This window comes from Clostridium sp. TJA085 (assembly GCF_058310235.1).
This window is the reverse complement of sequence record NZ_JBZEEZ010000001.1, coordinates 504,138-525,527: the sequence shown is the minus strand read 5'-3', so window position 1 is coordinate 525,527 and position 21,390 is coordinate 504,138. Positions and strand designations below refer to the sequence as shown.

At 23.4% G+C, this 21,390-nt stretch carries 20 protein-coding genes; 9 read left to right on the top strand and 11 right to left on the bottom strand.

Annotated features, from left to right (window positions below):
* Positions 1 to 54 precede the first annotated feature (54 nt).
* Both AC4FQW_RS02855 and AC4FQW_RS02850 read left to right on the top strand, forming a co-directional pair.
* Entirely contained in the window at positions 55 to 459 is a 405-nt protein-coding gene (locus tag AC4FQW_RS02855) for a hypothetical protein (RefSeq protein ID WP_491147119.1), read from the top strand.
* A 17-nt stretch (positions 460 to 476) separates the two neighbouring features.
* On the top strand, positions 477 to 1,130 hold the full coding sequence (locus AC4FQW_RS02850; RefSeq protein ID WP_491147117.1) for a cysteine hydrolase family protein: 654 nt from the start codon (positions 477 to 479) through the stop codon (positions 1,128 to 1,130).
* Positions 1,131 to 1,137: 7 nt separating this feature from the next.
* Here AC4FQW_RS02850 and AC4FQW_RS02845 read toward each other — a convergent pair whose 3' ends face one another.
* Complete coding sequence (locus AC4FQW_RS02845) at positions 1,138 to 1,992, bottom strand: LD-carboxypeptidase (RefSeq protein ID WP_491147115.1); 855 nt, start codon at positions 1,990 to 1,992, stop codon at positions 1,138 to 1,140.
* Positions 1,993 to 2,094: 102 nt separating this feature from the next.
* Here AC4FQW_RS02845 and AC4FQW_RS02840 point away from each other — a divergent pair, with 102 nt between their 5' ends.
* The 4 genes from AC4FQW_RS02840 to AC4FQW_RS02825 all read left to right on the top strand — a co-directional run bounded on the left by AC4FQW_RS02840 (position 2,095) and on the right by AC4FQW_RS02825 (position 5,962).
* Positions 2,095 to 4,017: an ABC transporter ATP-binding protein gene (locus AC4FQW_RS02840; RefSeq protein WP_491147114.1), complete on the top strand. Its 1,923-nt coding sequence runs from the start codon at positions 2,095 to 2,097 to the stop codon at positions 4,015 to 4,017.
* A gap of 17 nt (positions 4,018 to 4,034) precedes the next feature.
* Positions 4,035 to 4,217 (top strand): hypothetical protein, encoded by a 183-nt coding sequence (locus AC4FQW_RS02835; protein WP_491147113.1) that lies wholly within the window; start codon positions 4,035 to 4,037, stop codon positions 4,215 to 4,217.
* Positions 4,218 to 4,858: 641 nt separating this feature from the next.
* Entirely contained in the window at positions 4,859 to 5,461 is a 603-nt protein-coding gene (locus tag AC4FQW_RS02830) for a hypothetical protein (RefSeq protein WP_491147111.1), read from the top strand.
* A 3-nt stretch (positions 5,462 to 5,464) separates the two neighbouring features.
* Positions 5,465 to 5,962, top strand: a complete 498-nt coding sequence (locus tag AC4FQW_RS02825; RefSeq protein ID WP_491147109.1) for an RNA-guided endonuclease TnpB family protein — start codon at positions 5,465 to 5,467, stop codon at positions 5,960 to 5,962.
* Between the two features lie 881 nt (positions 5,963 to 6,843).
* On the opposite strand, the gene AC4FQW_RS02820 is transcribed toward AC4FQW_RS02825, so the two are convergent.
* Entirely contained in the window at positions 6,844 to 7,284 is a 441-nt protein-coding gene (locus tag AC4FQW_RS02820) for an MFS transporter (RefSeq protein WP_491147107.1), read from the bottom strand.
* 685 nt (positions 7,285 to 7,969) lie between these two features.
* On the opposite strand from AC4FQW_RS02820, the gene AC4FQW_RS02815 reads away from it, so the two are divergent.
* Complete coding sequence (locus AC4FQW_RS02815) at positions 7,970 to 8,962, top strand: tyrosine recombinase XerC (RefSeq protein ID WP_491147105.1); 993 nt, start codon at positions 7,970 to 7,972, stop codon at positions 8,960 to 8,962.
* Between the two features lie 60 nt (positions 8,963 to 9,022).
* Here AC4FQW_RS02815 and AC4FQW_RS02810 read toward each other — a convergent pair whose 3' ends face one another.
* A complete protein-coding gene (locus AC4FQW_RS02810) occupies positions 9,023 to 9,580 on the bottom strand; it encodes a hypothetical protein (RefSeq protein WP_491147104.1) in 558 nt (185 codons plus the stop codon).
* 94 nt (positions 9,581 to 9,674) lie between these two features.
* Positions 9,675 to 10,100 carry a hypothetical protein gene (locus AC4FQW_RS02805; RefSeq protein WP_491147102.1) on the bottom strand — a complete coding sequence of 142 codons (426 nt, stop codon included), beginning with the start codon at positions 10,098 to 10,100 and terminating at the stop codon, positions 9,675 to 9,677.
* A 148-nt stretch (positions 10,101 to 10,248) separates the two neighbouring features.
* On the opposite strand from AC4FQW_RS02805, the gene lexA reads away from it, so the two are divergent.
* On the top strand, positions 10,249 to 10,854 hold the full coding sequence (gene lexA / locus AC4FQW_RS02800) for a transcriptional repressor LexA (protein WP_491147100.1): 606 nt from the start codon (positions 10,249 to 10,251) through the stop codon (positions 10,852 to 10,854).
* A gap of 506 nt (positions 10,855 to 11,360) precedes the next feature.
* Positions 11,361 to 11,588, top strand: coding sequence for a hypothetical protein (locus AC4FQW_RS02795; protein ID WP_491147098.1), 228 nt, complete (start codon positions 11,361 to 11,363; stop codon positions 11,586 to 11,588).
* 36 nt (positions 11,589 to 11,624) lie between these two features.
* Here the strand turns inward: AC4FQW_RS02795 and AC4FQW_RS02790 are convergent, their stop codons facing one another.
* From AC4FQW_RS02790 to AC4FQW_RS02760, 7 genes are all read right to left on the bottom strand, one after another.
* The gene (locus tag AC4FQW_RS02790; RefSeq protein WP_491147096.1) at positions 11,625 to 12,911 is read right to left on the bottom strand and encodes a methionine gamma-lyase family protein; all 1,287 of its coding nucleotides are present in this window, start codon (positions 12,909 to 12,911) and stop codon (positions 11,625 to 11,627) included.
* Positions 12,912 to 12,965: 54 nt separating this feature from the next.
* Positions 12,966 to 13,208, bottom strand: coding sequence for an RNA chaperone Hfq (gene hfq / locus AC4FQW_RS02785; RefSeq protein ID WP_024613663.1), 243 nt, complete (start codon positions 13,206 to 13,208; stop codon positions 12,966 to 12,968).
* Between the two features lie 47 nt (positions 13,209 to 13,255).
* Positions 13,256 to 14,188, bottom strand: coding sequence for a tRNA (adenosine(37)-N6)-dimethylallyltransferase MiaA (miaA, locus tag AC4FQW_RS02780; protein WP_491147095.1), 933 nt, complete (start codon positions 14,186 to 14,188; stop codon positions 13,256 to 13,258).
* Positions 14,189 to 14,216: 28 nt separating this feature from the next.
* Positions 14,217 to 16,211, bottom strand: a complete 1,995-nt coding sequence (gene mutL / locus AC4FQW_RS02775; RefSeq protein ID WP_491147094.1) for a DNA mismatch repair endonuclease MutL — start codon at positions 16,209 to 16,211, stop codon at positions 14,217 to 14,219.
* Positions 16,212 to 16,224: 13 nt separating this feature from the next.
* The gene (mutS, locus tag AC4FQW_RS02770; RefSeq protein ID WP_491147093.1) at positions 16,225 to 18,867 is read right to left on the bottom strand and encodes a DNA mismatch repair protein MutS; all 2,643 of its coding nucleotides are present in this window, start codon (positions 18,865 to 18,867) and stop codon (positions 16,225 to 16,227) included.
* Between the two features lie 222 nt (positions 18,868 to 19,089).
* The gene (gene miaB / locus AC4FQW_RS02765; RefSeq protein ID WP_491147091.1) at positions 19,090 to 20,424 is read right to left on the bottom strand and encodes a tRNA (N6-isopentenyl adenosine(37)-C2)-methylthiotransferase MiaB; all 1,335 of its coding nucleotides are present in this window, start codon (positions 20,422 to 20,424) and stop codon (positions 19,090 to 19,092) included.
* A 96-nt stretch (positions 20,425 to 20,520) separates the two neighbouring features.
* The gene (locus tag AC4FQW_RS02760) at positions 20,521 to 21,375 is read right to left on the bottom strand and encodes a GNAT family N-acetyltransferase (protein WP_303130540.1); all 855 of its coding nucleotides are present in this window, start codon (positions 21,373 to 21,375) and stop codon (positions 20,521 to 20,523) included.
* Positions 21,376 to 21,390 lie beyond the last annotated feature (15 nt).

Genomic DNA, 21,390 nt, shown 5'->3' with positions numbered 1-21,390 from the left:
GAAAGCTAAGTGAATTGTTTCATTTAGCTTTTGTAGTTGTGTGAGGATTAATAAATGATAAAAATACGATTAGAAAAAAATAGACTAGGAGAACCAGAATTTAAAATCCGATTAGATGAAAATATTATTAAAAAAAATAGAATTTTATATAGAGGTGTTTTAGAAGGTAAAAAGATTCCAGGAATATATAATTATAAATTACCAATGAAGTACTTTTTGCCAATTTACAACAATTTAAATAAAGAAAAAATAGTACTAGATACGAGAAGTATTTTAAGTTATCTAGAATTTTCAGACGAAATTGAAGAAAATTATTATTACTCTATAATTGCAACACCCAATTATATGAAAAAGTGGAGAAATTTAAATTGTCAAACTATATATAAAATTACTATTGATAATACTACAAAAGAGCTAAAAAAAGAAGTTGCATTTAAAAAGTTAAAAATTAATTTATAAAGTAAAGGGGATAAGGTATGAGGGCTTTTATAGAAAAATTAATAGGAGAAAATGAAAATTTAAAAGAGATTAATTTATCAAGTATAAGTAATGATATAGCTAAAGATACTGTTATAATAGTAATTGATATGGTAAAGGGTTTTTGCACTGAAGGTATTCTTTCAACTAATAGAGCTAATAGTATAGTAGATCCTATATTAAATTTATTAAACAATATGAAAGAGAGTAATAAAATATTTTTCTTAGATAGTCATACAAAAGATTCTGTAGAATTAAATTCTTATCCAAATCATTGTATTTTAGGAACTATTCAAGAAGAGTTAATAGAAGAATTAAAAGATTTTTGTAAATATGATAATAAATCTGTGTTTATAAAGAAAAATTCTATAAATGGGTTTCATACAGATGAATTTAAGAATTGGTTAAAAAATAACAATAATATTAAAAATTTTATTGTAGTTGGTGTATGTACTGATATTTGTGTTGAAACATTTGTTATATCACTTAAAACATATTTTAATGAATATAATATAAATAAAAATATATATGTTCCTGTAAATTGTATTGAAACATTTGATTCTGAGAATCATAATGCAAACATTATGAATATAATATCAATTAATAAAATGAAATCTAATGGTATAAATATAGTAAAAAAAATAGAGGGTTAAAATCCCTCTATTTTTTTATGTCTAAATATTTGCCTATAGCTATTCCTTTAGAATCATTACTGTGTCCTATATTATCAGTTATAACTAATGAAATATTATTTTCATTACAAATTTTTTTCATAATATTTATTAGTTCATTATATTGATTTTTCATAGATAACTCTGTAAATTGACCAAGTATAATACCATTTATATTAGAAAATACATTCATAAGTTTATATTGAGCTAAAAATGTACGTATTTTAGTTAAATCACCACTATAGCTTTCAAGAAATAGTACTGAATTATTAAAATTAGGAAAATATTCTGTACCAGCTAATTTTAATGTGCAGCGTATATTACCACCTATAACTATACCATTTAAAGAACTACCTTCTATAAAGGTATAATTGGAGATATTAAATAAGGAATTAGAATCATTTACTATAAATGTATTATAAAAATCTTTAAAAGCATTTTCGTTAGTTATATTCTTTAAGTTATAATAATATGAAATTTTATTAGTTTTTTTATATATTGAATTAAGTAAAACTGATAAATCACTATAACCAAAATATATAGCCTTTGAATTTTTTATACAATTAAAATCTAGATAAGGAAGTATTTCATTACATAAATCACCACCTGAAATATCAAATATATATTTTATAGAGTCGTCTTTAAAGAACTTATTTAATTCTTTTCCACGTACCTCACCAGATGAATATTGTATATTTGTTTTAAAAATATTTTTTGAAACTAAAACTTCTATATTAAAGGAATTAAAGATTTTTATTATTTCTTTTATTTTATTCTTAGAAGAAATGTTTAGTTGATTTGAACATGCAACTAATGCAATTTTATCATTAAGCTTTAAATTCATATAAATCACCTCTTATTAATTTGATTATATACTAAAACTTTAATAATAGTCTTAAATTTGATAAAATTAGATTACTTAAAGATAAAAGGAGATAATAAAATAATGAATTTAGTTACATTAGAGAACATAAGTAAAAGTTATAGTGAAAAAACACTATTAAATAATGTATCATTAGGAATAAATGAAGGGGATAAGATTGGTTTAATAGGTATAAATGGAGCTGGTAAATCTACATTTTTAAAAATAATAGCAGGAAGAGATGACTTTTTTGATGGAAATAGAATTCAAGGTAAAAATGTAAGAATAGAGTATTTATCTCAAGATACTAATTTTGATAGTGAATCTACGGTGATTGAACAAGTATTTAAAGGTGATACTAAGGAAATGAAATTGCTTATAGAATATGAAGATATATTAAATAAAATAGAAAATGGGGAAAGTTCTCTTGATAATAAATTAATAGATGTTCAATCAAAAATAGATAATTTAAATTTATGGGCATTAGAAAGTGAAGCTAAAATAATATTAAATAAGCTTGGAATAAATAATTATCAAGAAAAAATGGGTAATTTATCAGGTGGACAAAAAAAGAGGGTATTTCTAGCATCAGCTCTTATAACTCCTTGCGAGTTACTTATTTTAGATGAACCTACAAACCACTTAGATTCAGATTCAATTGAATGGTTAGAAGAGTATCTAAATGCTAAAAATATCGCTTTAGTAATGATTACTCATGATAGATATTTTTTAGATAGAGTAGCAAATAAGATAGTTGAACTTGATAGAGGGAATATATACTTATATGAAGGAAATTATACAAAATATTTAGAAAAAAAAATAGAGCGTATTGAGATTGAAAAAAAGCAAGAATCAAAACGTCAATCATTAATAAGAAATGAGTTAAAATGGGTTAAGAGAGGAGCAAAAGCGAGAACAACAAAGCAGAAAGCAAGACTTCAACGTTTTGAGGAGCTTGTAAATAAAGAATATATTGAAGTAAAGTCTGATATAGAAATAAATTATGTTGGAAGAAGAATAGGCAAAAAGATTTTAGAAATTGATGGATTAAGTAAATCCTTTGGAGATAGAAAGTTAATTGATAAATTTTCATATAAAGTACTTAAAGAAGATAGAATAGGAATAGTTGGAAAAAATGGAGCAGGTAAAACAACCTTACTTAATATATTATTAGGAAAATTAGAACCAGAACAAGGAAAATTCGAATTTGGAGAGACAATAAAGGTTGGATATTTTTCTCAAGATTGTAGTGAATTAAATGATAGTGATAGAGTAATTGACTTTGTAAGAGAGGGAGGAGAATATATACCAACATTTGATGGAAATACTATTACTGCATCTACATTATGTGAAATGTTTTTATTTGACGGAACAATGCAATATTCTAAAATAGAAAAACTATCAGGAGGAGAAAAGAGGAGATTACAACTTCTTAGAGTTTTAATGGAATCACCTAATTTTCTTATATTCGATGAACCTACAAATGATTTAGATATAGAAACTTTAAAAATTTTAGAAGATTTTTTAGATAATTATTCAGGAATAGTTATGGTTGTATCCCATGATAGATATTTTTTAGATAGAATCTGCAATAAGATATTATCTTATGAGAGCAATGGTAAATTAAAGATTTATCATGGAAATTATAGTGATTATTTAATACAAAAAGATATAGAAAATCAAAATAAATGTAATGAAAAAGACAATAAAGATAATATAAATGAAAAAATAAAAAAAGAAAAACCTAAGAGTTTAAATAAAGTTCCTAAATTTTCATTTAAAGAGCAAAAAGAATTTAAAGAAATAGATGATATAATATTAAATCTAGAAAATAAATTAGAAAAAATACAAAAAGATATAGAGGAAAATTCAACTAATTATTCTAAACTTCAAGAATTAATAGAAGAGAAAGAAGAATTAGAAATGATTTTATTAGAAAAATATGAAAGACAAGAATATTTATATAACCTAAACATTCAAATTGAGGAATATAGAAATAAAAAATAAGGAGAAAAATATATTATATGAAAGCTAAAATTTCTATTAAAGGACAACGTGAATTTTTAAGAGTAGAAGCAGAAAGAATTGATATTTTAGATATCCAATTAAATGGAGTAGAATATAAGCAAATAAGAGTATTTGATAATAAGGGATCTAAATCTCAATATATTGAAAGCAATTTAATAAATTGGATAAAAGAAGAATAATAATGAATAAAAAAACAAGTAGATATATTTTACTTGTTTTTTATTTTTAATTTAAAATATATAAATTTGTATTAAAAATCAATATATTTATTAATAGTAAAATATTTATTTAAAATAGATTCAGAACATATGTTCTAAAAGCAAAAAATAGCACTTGCCTATAAAACTAGAAAAAATAAATTTATTTAAATTTAATTATTAAAAAATAATATAAATATATCTATAAAGATATGAAATAAAGGGAAAATTATTAAACTAAGAACATACATTCGTATCATTATGTATATAAATATAATCTTTTATTGCAACATAAAGCCTAGTTAATGTTATCCTAATTTGTAACTATTACTGTTAAAATAGAGTAGCATAATAGTAAATAAACTATTTGTAAATTTATTCAAATAATTTATTGATCTACTAAAATATAGAAATAAATGTTGTATAATATATTTAAAAATAACTTTGGAGAAAATTATGAATATAGTAAAAAAGATAAAGTTAAGAATAATAGATAATGACAAAGAATTATCTAAAAAGAATTTTTAGGATTTACAGAAGAACAAAAAAAGGACTTAATAAATAAACAATATAAATTTATAAGAGATTCACAATATGCACAATATTTAGGATTTAATAGAGCTATGGGTTTTTTAATGGCTGGATATTATGCTAATAATATGGATGTTAAATCAGAAGGGTTTAAAGAATATCAAAAAAATCTAACTAATAGTCTTTATATATTTGAAAATATTACATTTGGGGTTGGAATAGATAGTAAAAGTTTAATTGTACAAAGGGTAAAAAAGGATTTTTCTACAGCTTTAAAAAATGGATTAGCTAAGGGAGAAAGGTCTGTAACTAACTATAAAAGAACATATCCATTACTTACAAGGCATAGAAATATAAAGTTTTTATATGCTGAAAATGAATTAGATGTATATATAGACTGGGTTAATAAAATAAGATTTAGATGTGAGTTAGGAGATCATAAAAATTCTCTGGAATTACAGCATACTTTAAGAAAAGTTATAACAGGTGAATATAAAGTTTCTGATAGCTCTATAGAATTTAATAAAAAGAATGAATTAATATTAAATCTAAATTTAAATATTCCAGAAACAAAAACAGAATTTATTAAAGATAGAACATTAGGTGTAGACTTAGGTATGGCTATACCAGCATATGTTAGTATTTCAGATTCACCATATATAAGAAAAGGATTTGGAAGTTATGAGGAATTTTAAAAGGTGATAAATCAATTTAAAGCTAGAAGAAAAAGAATTCAAAGACAATTAGATTTAGCTAATGGTGGAAGAGGAAGGCGTAAAAAACTTCATAGTATGGAATTCTTAAAAGATAAAGAAAAGCAATTTGCTAAAACATACAATTATAATTTATCAAAAAGAATAATAGATTTTGCTTTAAAAAATGAGTGTGAGTATATAAATTTAGAAGATATTAAATCAAATAGCTTAGAAGATAGAATATTAGGACAATGGGGATATTATCAACTTCAAGAACAAATTGAATATAAATCAAAATTAGTTGGTATTAAAGTAAGAAAAGTAAAATCAGCATATACTTCGCAAATGTGTAGTGAATGTGGTAATATAGATAAAGAAAATAGAAAAAATCAATCTACATTTAAATGTACTAATGAAAAATGTAGATTAAATAAAAAAGCAATAAATGCTGATTGGAATGCAAGTATAAATATTGCAAGAAGTAAGGAGTTTGTAAAATAATTAAAATATTTAACGGTATATTCAAATGCCGAAGAAGGAGAGATGTTTGAATATAAATTAGTTAGGCTTAAAACCAAAAACTATAAATATCTACTCGTTAAAGGTTAATCCAGATGTTGTGTTACTGTCTGGCATCATATAAAAATAAACTATATAATTTGCAGTAAGTCTATATTTTAAATGAATTACCCTTAAAGCAGTTATAATCATGCTTTTCAGGATATTTTTATTTTATTAAAAAATATTACTGTAGGTTTACTGCAAATTATATAGTTTCAATAGAGAGTAAATGGCTTGGTTACTTTGTTTTGATACGGGGTTATAACTTAACTATAATTGATGTGAATTAAGTTTTACTACCCTTAATCCTATCCTCAAATAACGTTATAACTTAACTATAATTGATGTGAATTTATATTATGTGTGTACTATGTAATAGTACGTGATTGTTATAAGTTAACTGTAATTTTATTAAATGAAAAAAGAATGATAAATTAATATAATTTATTTACAAAGGATTATATATACATAAGAGAATAATAAGTTAAATATATTTATAGAAATATAGAGACGTATTATTTTCTTATTTTTGAAACTTTTATTAGTAAATAGGCATTTAAAATTATATATTTAAAGGAAAGTCTTTTATGACTTTCCTTTATTTTATTGATAAAACTATTTAATTAAAAATAATTATTCCTAAAAATATTATATGAATTTATATATTTAAGTGTATAGTTTTATTTCTCGGTTACATTTGATTTTATTAAACAATCAAATTTATAGAAATTATGACGAGTAAATATACTAATTAATAACATTAAAAATGATGCTAAATAAAATAGAAGATATATTTTACTTCCAATTTTATCAAATATAATTCAATATATGAACTGACATAAAGGGGTTGTACACATACTAACGCATACAAAGCATGATACTACTTTCCCAATTAAATCTTTAGGAGTTAAAATTTGTAGATATGACATTAGTTTAATTTGAAATATTGTTGATAATGCTATTAATAAACCGCAAACAATTAATAATATAATATAAATTTGTATTGCTCCTATTAAAACTTGTAGTGCAATTCCAACTAAAAGAATAGATAATTCAAATCCAATTAATATGAAGATACTTGACTTTGGTTTCAATTTCTTTGATAGTACTCCTGCTATTATACCTCCTAATATTGCATCGCCAGCAATTACACCTTGTGCATATCCATATACACGATTAGCGGTATTAGTTGTAAATCCTAAGTATTTTGTAATTAGGACTGGAACTGCAATGAAGAAGAATAAATTAATGATGATTTCCACAGAATTGGACGCTCTTTAAATATAAAAATAAAGATTTCTTTAATATCCAAAAAAAGATATTTTCTTTTACTTTCTTATTTTCAAATGGAATATTAAGAAAAGTTTCCATATATTCAATTATAAAGAATATTAAAATATAAATTCTAAAAAACTAAGCAAAAGATGAGTTGTATAGGGAAAATTTTTATTTTATAATAATATTTAATAATCTTTTTATACTGACCTTTACTGACTATTAATAATTTTTTGTGAAACATATTACAAATTTTATTAATTTTGTAATTTGAATTTATACAAAAAAATTATTTTCAAAATTAATCACATTATGTTTTTGTAAGGTAGATAAAGTTTTAAAAATAATTTAATTTAATAAATCGAAATATAAGTTTTAGACAAATAATATATTATAAAAAATAATAGTTTTAAAATATTGGTTATATATAATGATTTATTTAAAATAAATTATTATTTTATAATTGAAATAATTTAGTGTTTCATTAAATGAATTAAATATGTAATTAAAAAAACAAATTATTTCGCTAAATAATCATTTAGCGAAATAATTTAAGTAGATTTCTATATAATTTCAACAATCTTAAATAAAATATTCATTTAAAATTTAACTTTTAAATAAAATATAATTATGTTAGAATGAACTATAAAATATATTTAAGTAGGTGTAATTATGATTTACGATTTTACTGAGCTTAGGAAAACAAACGAACTCCCGCCTATTGTTATAGACTTTTTAAATTATTTAGAAACTATAAAGGGAAAATCAGAAAATACTATTGAAGCATATAAAATAGATCTTACTATGTTTTTTAGATTCTTGAAATTATATAGAAATGAGATTGAAAATAAAAATATAGAATTTGAAGATATTAAAATAAATGATATTAATGAAATTTCTATAAAAAATATAAAACTATCGGAATTATATGCATTTATGAGTTTTTTAGAAAAATATCGAAATAATAGCTCATATGCTAGAGCTAGAAAAGTTGCTAGTTTAAAGTCTTTTTTTAAGTTTTTGCAAACAAAATTAAAAATAATAGATGAAAATCCAACTTTAGAATTAGAATCACCTAAAATTAATAAAAGACATCCTATTTACTTAAATTTAAATGAAAGTATTCAATTATTAAGGTCTATAGATAACAAAAATAAAAATTATTATAGAGATTATTGTATAATAACTTTATTTTTAAATTGTGGAATGAGATTATCAGAACTTTGCAATATAAAGTTAGAAAAAATATCAGGTGATACATTAACTATCATTGGTAAAGGTAATAAGGAAAGAACAGTTTATTTAAATGATGCTTGTATTAAAGCTATTGATAATTATATAAAAAATAGAGATATTTCTAAAGTTTCAGAAGAAAATAAAAAATATTTATTTTTATCTAATAGAGGAACCCCAATAAATAAAAGAACTGTAGAAATAATGGTTAAAAACTATACAAAAAGAGCTGGTCTTAGAGATGAAAAGTATACTCCACATAAATTAAGACATACAGCCGCTACTCTTATGTATAAATATGGAAATGTGGATATAAGAGCTCTTCAAAATATACTAGGTCATGAAAATATTTCTACTACTCAAATATATACTCATGTAGATGATGATACATTAAGAGATGCTGTTAAATCTAATCCTTTAGCTAATATTTAGTTGTTTAAAATAAAAATGATATTCTATATTCATAGAATATCATTTTTATTTTATTTTAAACTATCCTATTACAGGCATTCCCATAATTTCATTTAAAACATTAATAATTTCTTTATTATCTCCATCATATACTACAACTACTCTGCCTTTACTATAAAAATGTGGTGATTTATTCCACTTTATATCTTCTCCACTTATTGTAGTTCCATTATTTTGAATTGAATTAAGATCATTTTTAAGCTTATCTTTTTGGTTTTTATCATATTCATAAACATATATTTCACCATTTTTTATTTTTAATGTTTTTCCATCAACAGAGAATATTTTTTTCATAGAATTACTATTTTTATCTTCTTCTTGTTTTGGTTCAAAACCTTTTGAGTTTAAAGTGTCTTTTAATGATTGTTTATCAAATTTCATTTCTTCATCATTGAATATATTATCTGCAAGATCCTTTGCTGAATCTACTCCTTCTTTTACTTTCTCTTTAGTTGCATCATAGCCTTGTTCCACTTTTTCTTTTGTATCTTCAACAGTTTGTTTAGGACTACAAGAAATAAATGATGAAAGTGATGTTGCTAATAATCCTATAATAATTAATAATTTAGTTTTCTTCATATAATATCTCTCCTATCATGTAAATTGCTACAATAATAGTATTTTATTAAAATGTATAAATTATACCAAAATAAAAGAAGCAACTAAATTTAATTTAGTTGCTTCTTTTAACCAATCTTCTTACTCCAGGAAATATTTCTTCTGTGTTATCTTCTAAAGAATCATAATCAAGGTTTGCTTCATCTAAATATTCTACAAACTCAAATGCATCTACATAATCTTCTTGCTCATCGCTTTTAGATATAGAATCGTCTAGTTGTCCTTGTATCATTGAATAAGCTTCTTTTAAAGCTTTTTCTAAGTCTTCTTTTTCTAAAGAAGGATCAATATTTTTAGCTTTAGCTATTGTATTTTTAAATTCTTCTTCAAGAAATTTATTTTCTTCTATATTTTTTGATATATCTTCTATTTTTATAGCTCTTATATCAACACCTTCATTTTCTAAACATTTACCGCAATTATCGCAAATTTTATTTTCATATAAATCGCAATAATCATCTTCGTTATATTTGTTTTTCATACATACACCACCTTCTAAAGTGCAAAATCAAATTACATTATAACAAATAAAAATGAATATAGCAAATGGAACTAATGTTCTTAGAACATAAGTTTGATATATTAATAATCATATGTTATAATTAATAAAAAACGTGAGGTGCTATGCAATGTTAGATGGTAAAGATAAACAAAGTCAAATATATGAATTCCTAAAAAATTATACTGAAAATAAAGGTTACCCACCATCTGTAAGAGAGATTTGTGAAGCGGTTAGCTTAAAATCTACATCAACAGTACATGGGCACTTAAAAAGATTAGAAAAAAAGGGGCTTATAAAGAGAGATCCTACAAAACCTAGGGCATTAGAAATCGTTGAATTCTTACAACCAAAACGTGAAATGATAAATATTCCTATAGTTGGAAATATAACAGCAGGCACTCCTATATTAGCTACTGAAAATATTGAAGATACTTTTACATTGCCACTTGATTTTATTAAGCACAACAATGAACTTTTTATGCTTAGAGTAAGCGGTAATAGTATGATAAATGCTGGAATTAATGATGGAGATTTAGCCATTATAGAAAAAACTCAACATGCTTCTAATGGTGATATAGTAGTAGCTTTAATTGATGACTCTTCAACTATTAAGAGATTTTTTAAAGAAAATGATCATATAAGATTACAACCCGAAAATGATGCTATGTTACCTATGATAGTTGATGATTGTAAAATATTAGGTAAGTTAGTTGGGATTTTTAGATCATATTAAGAATATATTAATTAAGAGGTTCATATATAAAAAGTATGAGTCTCTTTTTTATTTTATATTTATAAGGAGTATGAAAAGTGAAAATTTTAATAAAAGAAACTAATACCTATAAAGAAAATTATGCTTTCAATATAAGATTTTTTATATTTATATTAATGTTTTTTTATATTTTTTATTTATTAGGATATAATTTAATAAATTATAATGGAAAATTTATAATAACATTTATAACATATTTTAAATTAATACTACTCTATTCTATTTTATGTTTTATTATTAGAATATTTATAAAATATATTTTTTATTTTGATTTTAAAAATACTTATTTAATATTTTGGAAAGATAACTTACACATTTCTATTGCTAATACTAGAGAACTAAAAAAATATAGACATATTATATCTATTCTTTCTCCTATTATATTTTTAACTATAGTTCCTTTAATATTAGATTACAATAATTTATATATTATTTGTTTAATATCTGTAAATATATTATATTCATCTATGGATATTTATAATTTTATAGTTTTAATATTTTATAAAAAATCTAAATTTGTTTTTAATGGAGTAACTATAGTCAAAGAAGGTCAAATGATTAAAGAGGAAGAATTATATATAAATGAAAAATTAGATAATTTTAATAAAGAGTTTTATTTATTAAATAGAAATTTATTTAAAAATTATAAAGTTAAAATTTCAAATAAATCAGAACTTAAGATTTTAAATAAATAAAAGACTTAGTTTAAAAACTAAGTCTTTTACTTTAAGCTAACTATTTAAAACATTATTTAAAGCTATTAATATACCTATTTTAGCATGATCAAATGTAAGTCCACCTTGAATATATGCTATATAAGGTTCTCTTATTGGAGCATCAGCTGATAACTCTATTGAAGATCCTTGAATAAATGCTCCAGCTGCCATTATAACTTCATCTTCATATCCAGGCATTGGTGTTGGGATACAATGAACAAATGAATCTACAGGTGAACCGAACTGTATTCCTTTTATAAATTCAATTAATCTTTCTTTATTTCTAAAGATTATAGTTTGAACTATATCAGTTCTTTTATCAAAAGCTTTAGGCTTAGCTTCAAATCCTGCAAGTTCCATAACCCTAGCACAAAATATAGAACTTTTAACAGCTTCCATAGTAACATGTGGAGCTAAGAAAAAACCTTGAAATAATGTTCTCATTACACCTAAAGTTGCTCCGCATTCTCCACCTATTCCAGGTACTGTAAGCCTGTAAGATGCATTGTCAACCAAATTTTTTTTACCTACTATATAACCACCAGTTGGTGATATACCACCACCAATATTTTTTATTAATGAGCCTGCCATTAAATCAGCCCCAAAATCTGTTGGTTCTAATGTGTCAACAAATTCACCATAACAATTATCAACAAATATAATTATATTTTCATTTAAGCTTTTTACTAATTCTATAGCTTCTTTAATTTGAGAAAGCATTAAAGAATATCTAGTACTATAACCAGTACTTCTTTGAATATGTACCATTTTTATTGATTTATCATTTAAAATAGCTTTTTTTATTCCATCTAAATCAAAAAATTTATCTTCAATTAAATCAACTTGTGAATATTTAACTCCATACTCTATTAATGATCCCATTCCTCTTTCTTCTGTTAATCCTATAACACCATGAAGTGTATCATAAGGTTGTCCTGATATAGCTAATAGTGTATCTCCTGGTCTTAAATTTCCGAATAAAGCTGTTCCGATTGCATGAGTACCATTTACAAAATGAGGTCTTACAATAGCAGCTTCAGTATTAAATACTCTAGCATATACTTTATCTAATCCTTCTCTTCCAATATCATCATATGCATAGCCTGTAGAATTAGTAAAATGACAATCACTAATTCTTTCTTCTTGAAATGCTGTAAGAACCTTTAATTGATTGTATTCTCTAATTTCATCAAGCCCTTTAAATATTTCCTCAGTATCTTTTAATGCTTGTTTATAAATTTCAAATGCATTATTTTGAATACCGTAATTTTTTATTACTAATTCTTCTGTTGATTTTAACATAAAGTCCTCCTATATATATAAAAACAAAAATAAATAGGCATTTAAGCCTATTTATTAAATATTATTTAATTCATTATTTACAAATAAAATAGGTTTTAATGGAGTAATAGTTGTAATTGCATGTTTATAAACTAACATTTGTTTTCCATCACAATCTAATACAACAGTAAAACTATCAAATCCTTTTACAAAACCTTTAAGTTTATAACCATTTGTAAGATAAACTTCTACTGATATTTTATTTTTTCTAGCACCATTTAAGAAAATATCTTGCAAATTATTTTGTTGTTTATTCATAATATACCTCCTAAAGTTATCAATACACCTTTAGATTAATTATACAACTACTTTGGATTAATGTCATTAATTATTTTATCAATCATAGCCTCTTCTGTTAATATGTCTTTATTTAAAAATCTAACTCTAGGATCTCTTCTAAACCATGTTAATTGTCTTTTAGCATAATTTCTAGATCCTTTTTTTATTAACTCTATAGCTTCATTTAAATTCATCTTACCATCTAAATAATGAAAAATTTCTTTATAACCTATTCCTTGCATTGATTGCATAGATACAGTATACCCCATATTTTTTAAGTTTATACATTCATCAATTAATCCTTTGTTTATCATTATATCTACTCTTTTATTTATTCTATCATACAATTTATCTCTATCCATATTTAATACATAATAATAAATATTATAATTTGACTTATAAAAAGACTCACCTACATTAAATGAACTAAAAGGCTTACCTGTTAGCTTATATACCTCTAAGGCACGTATAACTCTTTTTCTATTATTATAATGTATTTGATTATAACTTATAGGATCTATATCTTTTAGCTTTTCATGTAAATATTCATTTCCATATTCAATTGCTTCTTTTTCTAAAGATTTTCTATATTCTTCATCAGTTTCAGCTTCTGTAAAGTCCATATTGCAAGTTAGTGAATTTATATAAAGTCCTGTTCCACCAACAATGATTGGAAGTTTTCCTCTTTTTATTATATCTTTAATTATTGTATCTCCAAGCTCTTTGTAGTTAGAAACAGAAAATGGAACATCTGGATTAATTATATCAATCATATGATGTTTTATTCCATCCATTTCTTTTAATGATACTTTTGCTGAACCAATATCCATATATTTATATATCTGCATTGAATCTGCAGATATTATTTCACCATTTAATATTTTGGCAAGCTTTATAGAAAGATCTGTTTTGCCAACTGCTGTTGGTCCACCTATAACTAAAATATTTTCTTTTTTCATTTTATGATACATCCTTTACTTATTTGTATTAAACAATTCTTCTAAACCTTTTATCTAGTTCTGTATTAGTAAATTTTATTATTGTAGGTCTACCATGTGGACAATGGAACGGATCCTCAATAAATCTTAATTCATCTATAAGTTTAATCATTTCTTTTTCTGTTAATGAATCATTAGCTTTAACAGCTTTTTTGCAGGCCATAGTAGCAATTTTATTATATTTAATATCTATTGTTTTACCAGTACCTAAACTTTTTAAATCATCTATTATATTTAAAAATAAATCTTTAGAGTCTATCTTTCCAAGGAAATATGGCACTTCTTTTAAAAATATAGAATTTCCACCAAAATCTTCAACCAAAAATCCTGCGTTTTTAAAAATATCTTTATTTTCTATATAATAAGCTAAATCATCAGTTGTTAATTCAATAATTGTAGGTACTAAAAGAGGTTGAACTACTAACGAACCATTTGCTATAGAATTTAAGTATTTTTCAAATAAAATTTTTTCATGTGCTGCATGTTGATCTATTAAATATAAAACTTCATTAAACTCTGCTATTATATATGTTTTATTAAATTGACCAATAATTTTAAGTGGAGGAAATTTTGCAATTTTCTCTTCTTGTTTTTTATTTATTTCTTTATAATTAGTATTAATATTATCTGAAATTTTTTCTACTTTATCATAAAGTACATTATAGTTATTATAAGTAGATTTATCATTTTCAGGTAATACTAATAATTCTTTAGAAGACTTTATATTAATATCATTGTCACTTAAATTATTAATTAATAAGTTATCTTTAGTAAATTTTTCTTTTAACCTATTAAATTCTTCCTTTTCCTTACTTATAGCATCTTTTATTTTTTCAGAATAATCTATAGATTTATCATTTATTATTAGCTTATCATTTTTTTCAAATGAATTAAATTTTATCTCGTTATCATTAAAATTTAAATCCATTTTAATATTTTCGCTAATAGAAGTATTTTTTACATTTTCTTCTTCAGGCAATTTAAAATTATCAAATATATCATTTTTTAATGCAGAGTGTACGGCATCAAAAATCATTTTAAATATTAATCTATCATCTTTAAACTTAATTTCAGCTTTTGTTGGATGTATATTAACATCTATATACTCAGGATATATATCAATAAATAAAGTAAAGAAAGGAAATTTATTAACTGTAGAAAAAGACCTAAATGCATTTTCCACGGCAACAGCTAATGTCCTATTTTTTATATATCTATTATTCACAAAAATACTTTGATTATTTCTAGAGCCTCTAGCTATTTCTTCTTTACCCACATATCCATAGATTTTTATATAGTCATTTTCATTTTCAAAGTAAAGTATATTATCAGTTATTTTTTTTCCGTATATAACTCTTAATACATCCTTTAAATTATTATTTCCAAATGTCTGAAGAACTTTTTTGTTGTTATTAAATAGCTTAAAGCCAATTTCAGGCTTAGAAATAGATATTCTATTTATAATATCATTTATTATAGAGCCTTCTCTAGTAAAGGATTTTAAAAATTTTTTTCTAGCAGGTACATTAAAAAATAAATCTCTAACTTCTATAGTAGTACCATTATTACAAGCACATTCATTTTCATAAATTATTTCGCCACCTTCAACTAAAATCTCTTTTCCAAATTCATCAGATGCTTGTTTAGTTTTTAAAGATACTTTAGATACAGAAGCTATAGAAGCTAATGCTTCACCTCTAAAACCTAAAGTATTTATAGAAAATATATCATTAACATCTTTTATTTTACTTGTGGCATGTGGCATAAATGCTTTTTTTAAATCATCTTTATGAATTCCATAACCATCATCTATTATACGTATTAAAGAGCATCCACCATCTTTTATTTCTATAGTTATATTTTTAGAATTTGCATCAATACTATTCTCAACTAATTCTTTAATAACTGATGAAGGTCTTTCAACAACTTCTCCTGCTGCAATTTTATTTGATGTATTTTCATCTAATAAATTAATTCTATTCAAGTTACATCAACTCCTAAATTAATTTTTTTGCATCTTTAACTAATTCGTATAATTTATTCATAGCCTCCATTGGATTTAAATTTAATATTTCAATTGATGATAAATCTTTTATAAAAGCTTCTTTTTCTATATAAGAAAAATCTAATTGCATATTATTACACTCTTTATTTTTAGAATTTTTCTCTTTTTTATTTATAGCTGAATAATTAATATTATTTTCAAGGGCAATTTCTTCATTTATTGTTACATTACTTGATTCTTTTTCTTCTAATGTAGATAAAATATTTTTAGCTCTATTTATTACACTTTCAGGTAATCCAGCAAGTTTTGCAACTTCAATTCCGTAGGATTGATCTGCACCACCTTTTATTATTTTTCTTAAAAAAATAATATTGTCAGATACTTCCTTAACTGCAACTGAATAATTTTTTACTCCTTCAATTTCACCTTCAAGCTTTGTAAGTTCATGATAATGTGTTGCAAATAGAGTATTACATTTTAAATTATTACTATTTGAAATATGTTCTATAACTGACCATGCAATACTAAGTCCATCGTAAGTCGAAGTACCCCTTCCTACTTCATCTAATAAAACAAGGCTTTTGGGAGTAGCATTTTTTAAAATATTTGATACTTCCCACATTTCTACCATAAATGTAGATTTACCACCAGCTAAATCATCTGAAGCGCCTATTCTAGTAAAAATTTTATCACAAATAGATATATTAGCTTCTCTAGCTGGAACAAAAGATCCAATTTGAGCCATTAATGTTATTAAAGCCACTTGTCTCATATATGTTGATTTACCTGCCATATTAGGACCGGTTATAAGTATAAGTCTATTATCCTTTTTGTTTAATAAAGTATCATTAGATACAAACTCTCCTCTACCTATTACCTTTTCAACAACAGGGTGTCTACCTTCTTTTATTTCAATTAAACCATCTTCATTTATATTTGGCTTAACATAATCATTTTCAAGTGCTATTAACGCTAATGTTGATAAACAATCTAAATTACTAACAATTCTAGCACTATTTTTTAATCTTGAAATTTCTTTAGATACACAATTACGTATATATTGGAATATTTCATATTCTAAATTTATAAGTTTTTCTTCAGCTCCTAATATTTTTTCTTCCATCTCTTTAAGTTCTTGTGTTATATATCTTTCTGAATTGGCTAATGTTTGTTTTCTTATATATCTTCCTTCTGGAATTGAGGAATAGTTAGCTTTTCTTATTTCAATAAAATATCCAAAAACTTTATTGTATCCTACCTTTAAAGATTTAATTCCAGTAACTTCTCTTTCGCTATTTTCTAAAGAAGCTATCCACTCTTTTCCGTGTAATTTAGCCTTTCTTAATTCATCAACTTCGTTTGAATATCCATCTTTTATTATATTACCTTCTTTTACACTAATAGATGGATCATTAGTAATTGAATTAAATAAAAGTTCCTTTATATCATTTAATATATCTAAAGAATTATAATACTCTTTTAATAATTTTGAATCGCAATTAGCTAAAAGTTCTTTTATATATGGAAGTTTTTCTAATGATGTTCTAAGTGATACTAAATCTTTTCCATTTACATTACCATTGGCAACTTTACCTACTATACGCTCTATATCATAAATATTCTTTAGTGCTGAAATTATATCTTCATTTAATGATATAGAATTAAATAATTCATCAACAGCATCTAACCTATTTATTATTTCTTCTTTAGATATAAGAGGTTCATCAATCCATTTTCTAAGAACTCTAGCCCCCATTGAAGTTGCAGTTTTATCCATAACCCAAAGTAAAGAACCTTTTTTGCTTTTTTCTCTTAAACTTTCAGTTAATTCTAAATTTCTTCTTGAGCTTCCATCTATAGTCATATAATTTATTATATTATATACTTCTAAGAAGTTTATATTAGAAAGACTCATTTTTTGTGTTTCATATATATACTTAAGTAAAACCCTACATGCTATTTTACTATGATTAGATAAAGAAGAAACTTCTGCATCACTAAATTGATTTATTAATTCATCTTCACTAACTTTAAATTCATTTAAATCTTTTTTTGTAATAAGTGCTTGGGTTATAGAATTTATATCATTTAATAATGATATATCTGTATTTATATCTACAATTATTTCTTTTGGATTTATTTTTGTAATTTCATCAAGCAATGTTGTTTTTAAAGAATTAAATGAAGTTGTTTTAAACTCACCAGTACTTATATCCGTTAAAGCTATTCCTATTGAATCAGATTCAGAGAAAATGGCCATTAGATATGTATTTAAATTATTTTCATTATTTTGATCTATATAAGTACCTGGAGTTATAACTTTTATTACATCCCTTTTAACTATTCCTTTTGCAGCACTTGGATCTTCTACTTGCTCACAAATTGCTACTTTAAATCCTTTAGTTACAAGTCTTGATATATATGAAGAAGAAGCATGGAATGGAATACCACACATAGGCGCTCTTTCATCAAGTCCACAATCTCTTCCTGTTAATACTAATTCAAGTTCTCTTGATGCTAACTTAGCATCTTCAAAGAACATTTCATAAAAGTCTCCTAATCTAAAAAATAATATACAATCTTTATAATTTTCTTTTATTTCAAAATATTGCTTCATCATTGGGGTTAAAGCCATACATTTTCACTTCCTTTAACTTTAAATATTAAATTTCTATATTAAGAATTACGACATTTTAAATATATTTTAATTACTTTTTTTCAATTTATTATATCTTATAAAATTAAATTTTAAAGACTAATTGATTATATTTACTTATATCTATACGATTATAACATAGGAGTTTATAATTTAAAAATAAGAAAACAAAAAGGCCTTATTTGGCCTTTTTTTATTTCATTATTTAATTAATTTACCTATAAGTGAAAATGGCTGTGCACGAACAATTTTTAAATCTACAAGAGTTCCAATTAAGGATTCATCTCCTTCAAAATTTACTAATTTACCATTTCTACTTCTTCCCATTAATTTAGTATCATCATTTTTACTTTTTCCTTCAACTAGTACTTCAAGTGTTCTACCTTCATATTTTTTATTGTTTTCTATTACGGCTTTATTAACAGCATCAACAAGTCTATTAAATCTTTCATGTTTAACAGAATCAGGTACTTGATTCTCCATTTTATCTGCCGGTGTATGGTTTCTTCTTGAATATATAAAAGTAAATGCTGAATCATATTTTACTTCATTTACAAGACTTAATGTATCTTCGAAATCTTCTTCTGTTTCACCTGGAAATCCAACAATAATATCTGTTGTTATAGTTACATCTGGAATTTCTTTTTTTATTTTTTCTATTAATCCCATGTAATGTTTTCTATCATAATGTCTATTCATTTCTTTTAATATTCTATCTGATCCACTTTGAACTGGTAAATGTATTTGCTCACAAAGTTTATCGCATTCTTTTATAGCTAAAATTACATCTTCATTTAAGTCTTTTGGATGTGAAGTCATAAATCTAACTCTTTCTAATCCTTCAACCTCATTAATCATTCTTAATAATTTAGCAAAATCAATATCTTCTTCTAAGCCTTTTCCATATGAGTTAACATTTTGACCTAATAATGTTATTTCTTTATATCCTTTGCTTACTAAATCTTTAATTTCTTTTAATATTTCTTCTGGTTTTCTACTTCTTTCTCTTCCTCTAACGTAAGGTACTATACAATATGTGCAGAAGTTATTACAACCATACATTATTGTAACATATGCCTTTACATCACTTTCTCTATCTACTGGAATACCTTCAACTATATCAGTTTCTTTATTAAAAATCTCTTTTACTTGTACACCTTCAGTTTTTACTCTATTTAAGTACTCTGGGAATTTATATGCGTTATGAGTTCCAAAAATTATATTAACATATGGAAATTTTGATAATATCTTATCTGCCATTCCTTTTTGTTGCATCATACATCCACAAATACCTATTATTAAATCTTTATTTTTTTCTTTAAGTTTTTTTAATGCTCCAAGATTACCAAAAACCTTATTTTCAGCATTTTCTCTAACACAACAAGTATTAAATAATATTATAGATGCTTCTTCTTTATTTTCAGTTCTTGTATAGCCAATTCTTTTAAGCATACCTGAAAGTTTTTCAGAATCCTCTTCATTCATTTGGCATCCCCAAGTTTCTATACAATATTTTAAATCTTTTGTATTTGACATAATAATCTCCTTTTCAATAAAAATCACTTGTTTAAATAGTCTTATATATTATATTAAATTTTATAATCAATTTAAAGCGTTTTTTAATTTTATGAATTAAGGTCTTATCCAAGTAGCATAATCTCCAATCATTTGAAAACCTATTTTTTTATAAAGATTAAACGCTTTAAAATTATTTTCTTCAACTCTTATAAATATTTCCGATATATTATTTTTATACGCTAAGTTTATTAGATAGATAAGTAAATCTTCACCATATCCTTTACTTCTATATTCACTAATTATACCTAGATTAACTATTGTATATATGTTGTTATTAAATATTATTTGTCCATAACCAATTTCATTATTATTAGAATCTAAAATAAAAATACAAAAATTTTCATTATAGTAAGATTGTTTTTCTTCAAAACGTATATCTTTAGGTTTTAAAGGAAGTCTAGATTTATCATAAAATATAGAATTTTGAATATTGCATCTTAGAAATTCATCTTTATTTTTATTAAATTTTCTAAAGCTAACATTGGAATTTATATTTAATTTAGTTTTTATATTATATTTTAATAATTTTGTTTGTTTAGAACGGATAAACAAATTTGATAATAAAATATTAGTTGTTAATTTATCTTCATATGTTTGATAAATTAATATTTTGCCATTAAGTTTAGGTATATCATTAAATTTTACTAAATCTACATAATTATTTTTTATATAAGTATCATTTATAATTATTGTATCTATATCGTTATAATCAAACCAAATATAACCAATATATTGTTTGTTCAATAAAATTAATATTAAGTTATTTTTAAGAAGTGATTTTTTAAATAAATTTGATTTGAAATAATATTTAATAAAGTTATTTTTATATTTATTAAAATTTAAAGATTCATTTATTAAAATTTCTAACTTAGAGAAATTTTTATTGCTTAATTTCTCATATTGTACCATATAAAAATATCCACC